This is a genomic window from Chloroherpetonaceae bacterium, assembly GCA_025056565.1.
Classification (GTDB): Bacteria; Bacteroidota; Chlorobiia; order Chlorobiales; family Thermochlorobacteraceae; genus Thermochlorobacter.
Genome location: JANWWA010000014.1, coordinates 24733 through 36915 on the forward strand (window position 1 = coordinate 24733; position 12183 = coordinate 36915).

General features: G+C 49.5%; 12 protein-coding genes. 5 read left to right on the top strand and 7 right to left on the bottom strand.

Going from position 1 to position 12183, the window contains the following annotated elements; all coding sequences use genetic code 11:
• Positions 1-46 precede the first annotated feature (46 nt).
• The 5 genes from NZM05_10450 to NZM05_10470 form a co-directional block, all read right to left on the bottom strand.
• Positions 47-1381 (bottom strand): hemolysin family protein, encoded by a 1335-nt coding sequence (locus NZM05_10450; GenBank protein MCS7014033.1) that lies wholly within the window; start codon positions 1379-1381, stop codon positions 47-49.
• 66 nt (positions 1382-1447) lie between these two features.
• Positions 1448-2653 carry an ATP-grasp domain-containing protein gene (locus NZM05_10455; protein MCS7014034.1) on the bottom strand — a complete coding sequence of 402 codons (1206 nt, stop codon included), beginning with the start codon at positions 2651-2653 and terminating at the stop codon, positions 1448-1450.
• A gap of 118 nt (positions 2654-2771) precedes the next feature.
• Positions 2772-3545: an MBL fold metallo-hydrolase gene (locus NZM05_10460; protein MCS7014035.1), complete on the bottom strand. Its 774-nt coding sequence runs from the start codon at positions 3543-3545 to the stop codon at positions 2772-2774.
• A gap of 49 nt (positions 3546-3594) precedes the next feature.
• On the bottom strand, positions 3595-3858 hold the full coding sequence (locus NZM05_10465; GenBank protein MCS7014036.1) for a hypothetical protein: 264 nt from the start codon (positions 3856-3858) through the stop codon (positions 3595-3597).
• 25 nt (positions 3859-3883) lie between these two features.
• A complete protein-coding gene (locus NZM05_10470) occupies positions 3884-4642 on the bottom strand; it encodes a hypothetical protein (GenBank protein ID MCS7014037.1) in 759 nt (252 codons plus the stop codon).
• Between the two features lie 180 nt (positions 4643-4822).
• On the opposite strand from NZM05_10470, the gene NZM05_10475 reads away from it, so the two are divergent.
• The 4 genes from NZM05_10475 to gap all read left to right on the top strand — a co-directional run bounded on the left by NZM05_10475 (position 4823) and on the right by gap (position 9174).
• The gene (locus NZM05_10475; protein ID MCS7014038.1) at positions 4823-6538 is read left to right on the top strand and encodes an acyl--CoA ligase; all 1716 of its coding nucleotides are present in this window, start codon (positions 4823-4825) and stop codon (positions 6536-6538) included.
• A gap of 1 nt (position 6539) precedes the next feature.
• On the top strand, positions 6540-7007 hold the full coding sequence (gene bcp, locus NZM05_10480) for a thioredoxin-dependent thiol peroxidase (GenBank protein ID MCS7014039.1): 468 nt from the start codon (positions 6540-6542) through the stop codon (positions 7005-7007).
• Between the two features lie 10 nt (positions 7008-7017).
• The gene (locus tag NZM05_10485) at positions 7018-7989 is read left to right on the top strand and encodes a quinone oxidoreductase (GenBank protein ID MCS7014040.1); all 972 of its coding nucleotides are present in this window, start codon (positions 7018-7020) and stop codon (positions 7987-7989) included.
• 138 nt (positions 7990-8127) lie between these two features.
• Positions 8128-9174, top strand: coding sequence for a type I glyceraldehyde-3-phosphate dehydrogenase (gene gap / locus NZM05_10490; GenBank protein ID MCS7014041.1), 1047 nt, complete (start codon positions 8128-8130; stop codon positions 9172-9174).
• Between the two features lie 88 nt (positions 9175-9262).
• Here gap and NZM05_10495 read toward each other — a convergent pair whose 3' ends face one another.
• Together NZM05_10495 and trpB are read right to left on the bottom strand one after the other, a co-directional pair.
• Positions 9263-9829: a pseudouridine synthase gene (locus NZM05_10495; protein MCS7014042.1), complete on the bottom strand. Its 567-nt coding sequence runs from the start codon at positions 9827-9829 to the stop codon at positions 9263-9265.
• Between the two features lie 84 nt (positions 9830-9913).
• The gene (trpB, locus tag NZM05_10500; protein ID MCS7014043.1) at positions 9914-11116 is read right to left on the bottom strand and encodes a tryptophan synthase subunit beta; all 1203 of its coding nucleotides are present in this window, start codon (positions 11114-11116) and stop codon (positions 9914-9916) included.
• A gap of 201 nt (positions 11117-11317) precedes the next feature.
• Here trpB and pyrF point away from each other — a divergent pair, with 201 nt between their 5' ends.
• Positions 11318-12169 (top strand): orotidine-5'-phosphate decarboxylase, encoded by an 852-nt coding sequence (gene pyrF, locus NZM05_10505; GenBank protein ID MCS7014044.1) that lies wholly within the window; start codon positions 11318-11320, stop codon positions 12167-12169.
• Positions 12170-12183: the final 14 nt, after the last annotated feature.

A 12183-nucleotide genomic window follows, 5' to 3' on the forward strand; every position in this document is an offset into this window, starting at 1 on the left:
GCTTGTTGCGAATTGTATGCGATGTGTCTGCAAAGGTAAGGTTTTTTTAGGAAATTTTTTGTGCCTCAGAAGTTTCCTTATGCTGCGACGGTCGATGCGTCAGTAGAATTTTATCGACCCGGTTGCCATCTAAGTCAACTACCTCAAAGCGCCAGTCTTTCCAATCGAAGTGCTGTCCAACTGCTGGCACGCTGCCCAATTGATGCAGAATAAACCCACCCAAGGTTTCATAATCCCGCTCTTCTTTATCGGGTAAAGGGAAGTGCTCAAAAACCTCACTGAACTCATCAATGCTCATCATTCCATCTATGAGCCAAGAGCCATCTTCGCGCTGCACAACTTTTTGCTTTTCAGGTTGATTGACCGTAGGAATATCTCCTACAATCGCTTCCAGAATGTCATTTAGCGTTACGAGACCTTGTGTTGTGCCATACTCATCAATCACAATGCCAATGTGAATGCGCGACGACTTGAATAGCTCCAAAACCTTAAGAGGTGGCGTGGTTTCGGCAATAAAGAGCGGCTTTTTCATTGACTGGCGCAGGTCAAACGGCTCACCGCAGAGATTGCGCGCTAAAAGGTCCTTAACATGCACCACACCCAGCACTTCATCAAGGTCTTCTCCGCAAACAGGGAAGAACGAATGCGGACTATCCACGATTTGTCTGCGAATTTCTTCAGGCGAGTCGTGAATGCTAAGCCAGATGATGTCTGTGCGTGGCGTCATAATTGCGCTGACACGCTTGTCGCCCAAGCGAAAGACACGCTCTACCATATCTTGCTCTACCTCGTCGAAGGTGCCTGCCTGCGTGCCTTGCTCAATCAGCACCTTGATTTCCTCTTCTGTAATCGGGTTTTCTATCTTCGGCTTAACGCCAAAGAAGCGCAAAACTGTATTGGTGGAGCTGGACAGCACATGGATGGCTGGGTAGAACAGAGCAGAAATCGCTTTCATTGGCGAAGCGACCAACTTGGCAACCAGTTCTGGGTTTACTAGTGCCAATCGCTTTGGCACAAGCTCGCCAATTACCAGTGAGAGGTAAGTTACAATTAACACTACGATGCCCAGACTAATTGGCTGGCTATATTGACCAATGTAGGGCACGTCTTTCCAATGAGCTGCAAGCTGTTCAGCAATCGTTGCGCCGCTATATGCACCTGCAAAGACACCAATTAGCGTAATGCCGACCTGGACGGTTGAAAGAAAGTGTTCGGGTGCATTTGCCAGCTCGAGGGCGGTGCGAGCTTGCTCATCACCCTCGTCAGCCATCTGCAAGAGTTTCGTCTTGCGTGCCGAGACGACCGCCATCTCGGAAAGTGCAAATATGCCGTTTGCAAGAATCAGTAAAAGTATCAGGACAATCTCCAGACCTATGCTCATCTGCAATAGTTCAGTTCTCGAGCAAATCGTGCAGGGGCAAAAATAGCCCAATTTCCCTAAAAAAGTCTAATGCACAGGCTTCTCGGGTGGCGGCTGGGTTGCAAAGAAATCTTGGTAGAACCGAGCGGTATATTGCTCCAACAGTTGTGTGATGCGCTCATAGCTTGGTGAGCGCACAATCAGTCCTGCATGGTGTTCTTTGCTGAGTCGCCAGTAAATTTCAGGGTCGTTATAGGCGGACAGGTCAGGGGTTTGCTGCCGTGCCAGTGAAATCAACAAGCCGCTATGTTCGCGCCGCAGGGGCGGCAGCTGATAGGTGTCGGGACGAATTTCGACCTTTGCCCATTCTTCCCAAAGATTGATGCCTGTTGCTGCCTCAATCAGCTCGACAATGTGGGCGCCTCCCACGCGTGCTGATGTTTCAAGAAAGTAGAATGTGCCATCTTCACCCTTGATGAATTCTGTGTGCGAGACACCCAAGATATGTCCCATTGACGCAATCACGCGGGCGTTGAGCGCCAGCAGCGTTTGTGCATCCGGCGAATCATCAGGCAAGGTGCGCGTTGAAAACACAGCTCCTTGATGCATCACTTGCATTGGGGGCACCGCATACTTGCTTGCAATTGCAAACATCACTTGCCGATTCAAGATGATGGAGTCCACATGATAGACATCACCGGGCACAAAGCGTTCCATCACGTAAAACGACTGACGGTCACCCAGTTGCTCCACAATCTGCCACAGCTCCGCCTCGCTATGTGCTTTTTTGATGCCTAGCGACGATGCCGCTGAGCGAGGCTTTACGAGCCACGGTGACGGCACACGCCGCATAAAGTCGCGCATTTTGTCGTAGTTCAAGACATGAATGAAGTCCGGCACAGGAATTCCATCTTGCTGCGCCTTAACACGCATTGCCAGCTTATCGCGAAAGTATCGTGCAGTCGTCTCACCCATTCCGGGCACGCGCAAATGCTCACGCAGCATGGCTGCCATTTCTACATCGTAGTCGTCCAACGCAACGATTTTGTCAATTTGTAGCGTGCGCGCAAGGTAACTGACCCCCATTAAGACATCGTGCTTATTCCATTCCTTATTCACATCAGGAATGTAGAAGATGTCCGCAAGGTTTTCCCGACCCCAATCTACATTTTCTAAGCTCTTTGATGTCAGCAAATACACGTTGCAGCCTTGCCTTTTGGCTTCTCGCAAAAAGGCTTGACCCTTTTCGTAACTTGCAAGGCAAAGCAGATTTAGTGGCGTGCTTTGACTCATCGCAAACTTGGCTTTTTGAACATTACCGTAAGTCTATACATCTTCAAGGACAAAGGCAAACACCTCTTCTGCGCGCTATGGCTGCCAGTTGGCTTTTCTTGCGCGCTCTCTAAGCATTTCAATCTAAGATGATCTCCATTTCGTCATAGCCTACGGTGATGTGCTCTGGTAGCATCGCCTCCAGTTCTGCGTGTGAGACTTCGTGGCTCATATGGATTAGCACTGCTCGCTGCGGCTGAATGCGCTCAATGTGTGATAGTGTTTCTGACAGGCAAGCGTGCGTTGGGTGCGGGGTTAGGCGCAAGCAATCAATTACCAACAGCTCCAAGCCTTTTAGCCGCTCAAATGAGTGTTCAGGCAATGTTTTGCAATCGGTGAGATAGGCAAAATTGCCAATCCGATAGCCGTAAATCATGAGCTTGCCATGTCCGACATCAATCGGCGTCACCAGCACGCTATCGCCGTTTTTTTCAATCGTGAAGGGGGCATCGACGACATGCATTTTCAGCGCAGGCAATCCCCACTTGAGATTTTGCTCGCCAAATGCATAGCCAAAGCGGCTCATTACTTCAGGTTCGCACTGCGGGGAGGTGTAGAAATCAATCGGTGCTTGCTGTGCGTTGCTAAAAGCACGAATATCGTCTAAGCCAAAGAGGTGATCAAAGTGATGATGCGTTTGCAACACGGCATCAATGCGAGGCACACGACTGCGCAGAACTTGCTGTCGGAAGTCAATAGACGTATCAATTACGATTGACAGGTTGCCTACTTCAACCCAAGCCGAGCAACGCAGGCGCTTGTCGCGCGGGTCGGTTGAGGTGCACACTCGGCACTGACACAGCGGCACGGGAATTCCCTGCGAAGTGCCTGAGCCCAAAAGTGTAATTTTCATCGTCGTAATAGATGCAGTTGATGCAGCGACACAAGGCGAACAGCAACACTTAACGCGCCTTTTCTGATGCTTCTTCGTCCAGCAACTTGCGCACTTGTGGCGTTACAAATACATTCTCCGTGCCGATGCGTGCCAACGCCTTGACTATTGTGGAGATACGTCCCTCAATTGGCAAAAACTTGTTGATGACCAGTATCTTATCTTCTCGCACGCGGCAATCCCCTCCCACGAAGTTACCTTTCTCGTATCGGACACGGTAGCCAAGCTGTTTGGCAATCTCTTCCAGCTCTTGGAGAATGTCTTGTTTTCTCATTTTTCCAGAGGAGAAACAGTGTTGGTTAGAAAGTAATTCCCACTGTTAGGGTATGTGCCAAAAAAGCGTAGCTATACTGCGTATTGCTTGCAAAGTTTGCGCTGGTTGTGCGAAAGCGATAAGAGGCTGCAAACCCCAGATTGCCAAAGAGATAGGGGTATTGAAATGCGACATCGCCAATGAGACCTGTCGCCACACCCACTACGGGACTGAATCCCTGTGAGGCAATCGCAATAAACGCTTCGGCTTTCAGCTCACCAATCCAAGTTTGTGCTTGGTAGGCCGTTCCCAGTCCTGCCCCGACGCCAACAGTTGCTAAATTCAGGTTGCTTGTGCCTGCTGTTTGCGGACTAGGCGTCGTGGTAGCAGAGACAAGGTCTGCGACAGTTGTAAAGGCAATCAGCGGTCGGATTGTATTAAAGGCAGGGGGAACAAGCGGAAAATCAAAGTTAAACTTAGCGCCTCCACTGATAAGCGTAACCGCTTCTGGAAAGTTCGGAATGTTGCCACGAGAGTAGTCCACATATAGCAGCGTGTTATCTAGACGCACTAAGGCAGAAAGTGTAGCGCGCTGGATGGAGAAAGGTAACGCAGCAGTGTTATTTGCAAGCGGCTGCAGCGATGAATAGGGGGTTAGTCCGACCTCAATACTGCGCAGCGAGAGCTCGCGTGGGCGCTCACGTACATCTTCCGCGCTTGCTTCGCCTAAGACTTGTGCCAGCCCTTGCATGCATGCCGCACAAAGAAAAAGCAACACCAAAGAACTGTTGCGAAAAGCCGACATTGACGATGTCTGTTTGACGTTATACCCTCAATTGATTCGTGGATTTGGCAGGCACACCTGCTTTGCAGCAGCAAATATAGCTGCCATTCAGCACTTTTCGGTAACTGGCGCATCATTTGAAAACGACGTGCACCCACGTAATTTGCACACAACTAAAAAACAGACTTTGACACTTAGCCGATGAACAAGGATTTACTCTTCAATGCCCACATGGCGCATGCCGTTATCATTGATGGACAGACTTATTTGCCCACGAATTACCTTGTTCCTTATCGCAACATTTTGGAACTGCTTACGGCACGCGCTAAAAAGCACAAAAACGACACTTTCATCACATTTTACGCCAGCGGCGGAGTTTCAATCCGATACACCTACGACGAGTTTCGGCGAAAAGTCTTTCAGACCGCCAACTACCTGCGTGCGCAAGGCTTGATTGAAGAGAGCCGCGTTGCGACCATTTCACACAACCACATTGATACGGTTGTGCAATACTTTGCCGCATGGTGCGCTGGCATTACAGTCGTACCTATCAATGTCGGTGAGACTCCCGAGCGCATTCGCTACATTTTGGAAAATGCGGAGGTTTCGCTGGCCTTTGTGCGCGACGAGTATTTGCCAATGGTGCAGGAATTAGGACTTCGTATTACACTGCTGCCCTCGAGCGAATTTGAAGAGACCATTTCCGCTTACCCTGACACCTTTGAGCAAGCACAAATTACCGACACGCGCGTCCAATCGCAGCCAGCCGTGAATGATAGCCAAGCAACTTACGCGGACTTGGAAACTGAAGCCTTAATTGTCTATACCAGCGGCACCACAGGATTGCCGAAGGGCGTCGTGCTGACGCAGTATAACCTACTGGTTGATGCCGATGCTATTGCAAAGTGGCATAACCTACAAGAAGGCGATGTGATGATGTGTGTGTTGCCGATCCACCACGTCAACGGCACTGTAGTTACGCTGCTAACGCCGCTCTACTACGGTGGCTCGGTTGTGCTCAACCAAAAGTTTCAAACGGAGACATTCTTTGAGCGCTTAGCCAATGAAAAAGTCAAAGTCGTCAGTGTTGTGCCCACCTTGCTGCAGTTTCTTTTGCATGCCAATATCGACCTTTCACGCTACGATCTATCATCATTTAGCCATTTCATCTGTGGTGCTGGGCCACTCACTGTTGAACTGGCTACAAACTTTGAGAAACGCTATGGGCTGAAAATCATTCACGGCTACGGGCTTTCAGAGACCACTTGCTACTCCTGCTTTCTTCCACTGGATTTAAGTGACGAGGAGCATACTCACTGGCTTAGTCAGTATGGGTTTCCCTCAATTGGCGTGCCTATTCCACCCAACGAAATGGCTATCTTCAACGACCGTGGTGAGAAAGTGCGTGAGGGCTGGCGCGGCGAGATTGTCATTCGCGGTCACAATGTGATGAAAGGCTACTATAAAAACGAAGAAGCAAATGTCAAGGCTTTTGAAAAAGGTTGGTTTCACAGCGGTGATGAAGGCTTCTACAAAACCGATGCGCAGGGGCGGAAATTCTTCTTCATCACAGGGCGTTTGAAAGAGCTGATTATTCGCGGCGGGGTTAATATCTCGCCCCTTGAGATTGACGAGGTTCTAAACGCTATTCCGGGTGTTCGGTCTGCAATTGCTGTCGGTTTTGAGAACGATTGGTATGGCGAAGAAGTTGGTGCGCTGGTGCAGCTCAAGGAGGGTGCAACGCTCTCAGGCGAGGACATTATTAAAGAGTGCGCCAAAAAATTACCCTTCAACAAATGTCCAAAAGTGGTGATATTTACCGATTCAATTCCTGTTACTTCAACTGGCAAGTATCAGCGTAATAAAGTCAAAGATTTGTTCAAGCAGTGGAAAACTGTTCAATTTAAGCAACCCTAAAATGGCACTTCTGGAAGTTGGTGTCAAAGCTCCCCCCTTCAAGACGATTGACCAAGACGGCAAGCCTGTTGCACTGGAAGACTTTAAGGGAAAAAAGGTCATTCTTTACTTCTATCCCAAAGACGATACACCAGGCTGCACAAAGGAAGCCTGTGGCTTTCGCGACCGCTTCGCACAGTTCAAAAAAATGAATGTCGAGATTCTGGGCGTCAGTGTTGACGATGAGAAAAAGCACAAGAAGTTCGCAGAAAAGTATAATCTGCCCTTTCGGCTTTTGGTTGATACCGAGAAAAAGATTGTGCAAGATTATGGTGCTTGGGGCGAGAAAAGCCTCTACGGGAAAAAGTATATGGGCACAAACCGCGTGACATATCTCATTGATGAAGAAGGGCGAATTTCGCACGTTTTCCCCAAAGTCAAACCTGAAACACACGCAGAGGAGTTACTAAAGCTTTTATCCAAAAAGTAAGTCAGACAGCGTGAAAGCAATCGTCGTTGAAAAGTATGGCGGTGCCGCAGAACTGCAGTATCAAGAAAAGCCCATACCAGTTCCCAGACCTCATTCTGCATTAGTTCGCCTCTATGCAATTGGGGTGAACTATATTGACATTTATCACCGCACAGGATTGTATCCACAAGTATTGCCTTTTACGCCTGGGTTGGAAGCAGCTGGCGTTGTTGAAGCACTGGGCGAGGGCGTTAGTTTATGTAAGGTGGGCGACCGAGTTGCGTTTGCAAGTGCAATTGGCTCATATGCTGAATACAACGTAGTGCCTGAAGAACAGCTGGTGCCCTTGCCAGATTCCGTTTCGTTTGAGCAAGCGGCTGCCTTGATGTTACAGGGTCTCACGGCTCATTACCTTGTTACTTCCACTTATGCTGTGCAGCCGGGCGAAACGGTGCTCATTCACGCTGCAGCAGGCGGTGTTGGACTTTTGCTCACGCAGCTTGCCAAGTTGCGCGGTGCGCGGGTTATCGGCACAGTTTCCACCGAAGCCAAAGCTGCATTAGCCCGTGAGGCTGGCGCTGATGAAGTCATCATCTACACGACGCAAGATTTCGTTGCCGAAACGCGTCGCCTGACTGAGCGAGAAGGCGTCAGTGTGGTCTATGACTCGGTTGGTGCTGATACATTTGAGGGTAGCCTGAGTGTGCTAAAACCACGCGGTATGCTAGTCAGTTTTGGCAACGCCAGTGGGGTTGTGCCACCCGTTAGCCCCCTACTTTTGAGCCAAAAAGGCTCGCTTTTTCTAACTCGCCCTTCGCTGACGCACTACATCGCTACACGCCAAGAGTTGCTAATGCGCGCACGCGATCTTTTTACTTGGTTAGAACAAGGCACCCTGCGGCTCTACATTTCACAGAAACTTTCACTTTGCGCAGCCAAAGATGCTCACCAGCTTTTGGAATCACGCCGCACAACGGGCAAGCTCCTGCTTATCCCTGAATAACTTGCACGGCTTTGTTCATCAGCCCGCTCTTGTCCCTACCAATTCTTGAAAAGCAGCCGCATTTTCTTATCTTGCTGCGCAGCCTGCTGCGGCTGAGTGGTATTTCATCAACTTCTCACCGAAAAAGGAGTAACAATTATGGCGCTTAAAGTTGGCATCAACGGGTTCGGGCGTATCGGGCGCTTGGTTTTTCGTGTCATTGCAGAGGAGGGTCATTTAGGGAAAAATATCGATGTGGTTGCAGTCAATGATTTAGTGCCGGCCGATAATCTTGCCTACCTACTCAAATACGATTCTACACAAGGGCGTTACAAAGGTTCTGTGCACAGCGAAAAATCCAATCCCTCACTGGCGGAAGATGATATACTGGTTGTCGACGGCTACAAAATCAAATGCTTGGCTATCAAAGACGGTCCTGCTGCCATGCCTTGGAAAGAGCTGGGGGTTGATATTGTGGTTGAATCGACAGGACTGTTTACAGACGCAGAAAAAGCACGCGGACACATCACCGCAGGGGCAAAGAAGGTTATTATCTCTGCACCCGCCAAAGGCGAAGATATTACAATTGTAATGGGTGTCAATCATGATAAGTATGATGCCACCAAGCACGTGATTATTTCCAATGCCAGCTGCACCACAAATTGCCTTGCGCCAATGGTGCACGTGCTTCTCAAAGAAGGCTTTGGCATTGAGGAAGGCTTGATGACAACGGTGCACTCTTACACGGCTACACAGAAAACCGTCGACGGTCCTTCCAAGAAAGATTGGAAAGGTGGACGCAGCGCCGCAATCAACATTATCCCCTCAACGACTGGCGCCGCTAAAGCGGTGGGTCTTGCCATTCCTGAGGTGAAGGGCAAGCTAACTGGTATGAGTTTTCGCGTGCCAACACCTACTGTCTCTGTCGTCGACCTTACTGTGCGCACCACAAAAGAGACTTCCTATAAAGAAATCTGCGACGCAATGAAACGCGCCAGTGAAACCTACCTTAAAGGAATTCTGGCTTACACGGATGAAGAAGTGGTTTCAACTGACTTTATCCATGACCCTCATTCCTGCATTTTTGATGCAGGTTCAGGGATTGAACTCAACAGCCGCTTCTTCAAGCTGATTGGCTGGTATGATAATGAATGGGGCTACTCCCACCGTATTGTAGACCTCATTAACTACATCGCAAAGGATTAGCGGGTATTACTTCTTCAGGTGCAGAGCAGACTTTTCCCCTCTCCTTCATTAAGGAGAGGGGAGTTTAACAACTTGCGCTTTGAACCCACTAAGTCTCGAAGAGCCTCTGGCGTTCAGATGCAGAAAGAATCTTCCACTCCCCAGCAGGCAATTTACCCAGCTCGAAGCGACCAATTTGCGTGCGAATTAAGCGCAGTGTGGGGAAACCAATTGCAGCAGTCATCTTACGCACCTGCCGATTCTTTCCCTCGAAGAGCTCGAGGGCAATCCAGCATGTTGGCACGCTTTTTCGAAAACGAATCGGCGGCACACGTGGCGGAAAGTCAGGCTCAGGGTCTAAAAAGTAGGCAGAGCACGGCTGCGTGCGGTATCCTGCAATCACTACACCTTGTGATAGCTTTTCCAAATCGGCTGGTGTGGGCACCCGCTCAACCTGCACATAATAGACCCGGCGGTGCCGATATTTCGGATTCAGCAAGCGTTCAGTTAGCGCGCGTTCATCGGTCAGCAAGAGCAAACCTTCCGAATCTGCATCTAGCCGTCCAATCGGGTAAACCTGCTTTGGAAACCCAAATTCCGCTAGCGTCCGATGCACTGACCCATTTGGCGTAAATTGAGAGAGCACTCCATATGGTTTGTGAAAGGCAATAATCATCGTGCTTGCGGAGCATCAGCAGACTTCAAGCACCGCCATCTTGCAGCAAGCATTGACTTTGCACAAGACTTTGCTGCACCAACCCTACAGCTTGAAGTATTGCATTATGGTATCAAGGTCTTTGTCGCCCCGACCTGAGAGGCAGACTACAATAATATCTTCGTGCTGCATTGTTGGCGCAACTTGCAAAGCATAATGCACGGCGTGCGCAGACTCAATGGCGCAAATAATGCCTTCAGTGCGTGCTAACGTCTTCAGCGCTTGCATGGCTTCATCATCGGTTGCATAGTGGTAGTGCACCAGTCCTAAATCTTTTAGGTAGCTATGTTCGGGACCCACTCCTGGATAATCAAGCCCCGCTGAGATTGAATGGGCTAACTCAATTTGACCGTTTTCATCTTGCAGTAGGTATGTCATTGCCCCGTGCAATACGCCGGGCTTGCCTTTGGTGAGCGTGGCAGCATGGCGTCGATCTAATCCCTCGCCTGCTGCCTCAATGCCTACCAATCTTACAGTCTGGGCATCGCTTAGAAATGCATAGAACATGCCAATTGCGTTGGAGCCACCGCCGACGCAAGCTGTAATCAGCGATGGCAAGCGTCCTTCGCGCTCTAAAATTTGTGCCCGTGTTTCCCGTCCAATCACACTTTGAAAATCACGTACCATCATTGGGTATGGGTGCATACCCACCACCGAGCCAATGATGTAGAAGGTCTCCTCAGGGTTGGTTACCCAATCACGAATAGCTTCGCTGGTGGCATCTTTGAGTGTGCGACTGCCTGTTGTAACTGGCACAACTGTAGCGCCCAGCAATTTCATTCTTGCTACATTTGGCGCTTGACGGCGCATATCTTCCTCACCCATATAGACGATGCACTCCAGCCCGAAGAGCGCGCAGACGGTTGCGGTTGCAACGCCGTGCTGTCCTGCACCTGTCTCTGCGATGATGCGGCGCTTACCCATTCGCCTTGCCAGCAGCACCTGCCCAATTGCATTGTTGATTTTATGCGCCCCAGTGTGGCAAAGGTCTTCACGCTTGAGATAAATTTTTGCCCCACCCTGCTCCATAGAGAGCCGCTGAGCAAAGTAGAGCGGTGTAGGACGTCCTACAAAGTGTTGAAGCAGGTCATTAAACTCTGCCCAGAATTTTGGGTCTGCCTTTGCGGCTAAGTATTCTCGCTCCAATTCTTCAGAATTTTTGATAAGTGTCTCAGGCACAAACTTGCCGCCGTAGATGCCAAAGTGTCCCCGCACATCTGGGGCGTTGTAGGAAAAAGCTGTCTGCATCATTTTCGAATGCGCTAAATTGAGCATATTGCAAATTAGTATGGATATGCCACCGCTCTATTTTGCTCTTGGCAATAACTGCAAGACTTCAAAATCTGCAGCGCAAGTGATCGTACTCACGACTACACACCTACGTCCAGACTACATCAGGTTGAAGCACCGTGTGAAATCTACATTTCTTCTCTATCTTAAAAAAAGTATATGCTGAAAGCACGCCTTAACACGCTTATTTCGCAAAAGCAGTCATGGCTCTGCGTAGGACTTGATCCTGATATAGTGCAATTGCCCACTCCGTTTTTGCAATCGCAAGATCCCGTGCAAGAATTCATACATGCTGTCATTGACGCCACTGCGGAGTGGGCGGTGGCGTACAAACCTAATTTTGCTTTCTTCGAGTCGCAGGGTCTTAAAGGCTTATCAACACTGGAAACCACCATGAAAGCCTTGCCCACACATGCGATTACGATTGCTGATATCAAGCGCGCTGATATTGGTCACACTTCTCGCCACTACGCCCGTGCCTTCTTTGAGGTCTGGAACTTTGATGCGGTTACCGTGCCGCCGTATATGGGCTATGATTCACTTGAACCGTTTTTTGCATACACCAACAAAATGACCTTCGTGCTGTGCCTCACTTCGAACTCAGGTGCTATTGACTTCGAGCTACAACCCCTTGCAACAGGGAAGCGGCTCTACGAATGGGTGCTGGAAAAAGCTGTGATGTGGAACTACGCAGGAAATGTAGGTATCGTAGTTGGTGCAACTCACGCTGAGCTGATTGGTCAGATTCGTGCCAGTGCTCCTGACCTTTGCTTTCTTGTGCCCGGTGTGGGTGCACAAGGTGGCTCACTGGAATCCGCCCTGATTCATAGCGTGGACACCGAAAAACGTTCGGCTGTTATCAACATTAGCCGCGCTCTCATCTACCCTGACGGTTGTTTTCAGCGTATTTCTGATTTTGCTGCAGCCGTTGCCCAGAGAGCCGAACAATTTGTTCGAGCTATGCGACACGCTCTGGCGCATACCAGTCAGACCCCTGCAACGAAGTTCTAAGGATTTTGCAAATT

Excerpts from the sequence above, each read along its gene's own strand:
- NZM05_10465 (MCS7014036.1), bottom strand. The coding sequence starts at position 3,858 with ATGAGAAAACAAGACATTCTCCAAGAGCTGGAAGAGATTGCCAAACAG.
- NZM05_10450 (MCS7014033.1), bottom strand. The coding sequence starts at position 1,381 with ATGAGCATAGGTCTGGAGATTGTCCTGATACTTTTACTGATTCTTGCA.
- NZM05_10475 (MCS7014038.1), top strand. The coding sequence starts at position 4,823 with ATGAACAAGGATTTACTCTTCAATGCCCACATGGCGCATGCCGTTATC.
- NZM05_10495 (MCS7014042.1), bottom strand. The coding sequence starts at position 9,829 with ATGATTATTGCCTTTCACAAACCATATGGAGTGCTCTCTCAATTTACG.
- NZM05_10470 (MCS7014037.1), bottom strand. The coding sequence starts at position 4,642 with ATGTCGGCTTTTCGCAACAGTTCTTTGGTGTTGCTTTTTCTTTGTGCG.
- pyrF (MCS7014044.1), top strand. The coding sequence starts at position 11,318 with ATGCTGAAAGCACGCCTTAACACGCTTATTTCGCAAAAGCAGTCATGG.
- trpB (MCS7014043.1), bottom strand. The coding sequence starts at position 11,116 with ATGCAGACAGCTTTTTCCTACAACGCCCCAGATGTGCGGGGACACTTT.
- NZM05_10460 (MCS7014035.1), bottom strand. The coding sequence starts at position 3,545 with ATGAAAATTACACTTTTGGGCTCAGGCACTTCGCAGGGAATTCCCGTG.
- NZM05_10455 (MCS7014034.1), bottom strand. The coding sequence starts at position 2,653 with ATGAGTCAAAGCACGCCACTAAATCTGCTTTGCCTTGCAAGTTACGAA.
- bcp (MCS7014039.1), top strand. The coding sequence starts at position 6,540 with ATGGCACTTCTGGAAGTTGGTGTCAAAGCTCCCCCCTTCAAGACGATT.
- gap (MCS7014041.1), top strand. The coding sequence starts at position 8,128 with ATGGCGCTTAAAGTTGGCATCAACGGGTTCGGGCGTATCGGGCGCTTG.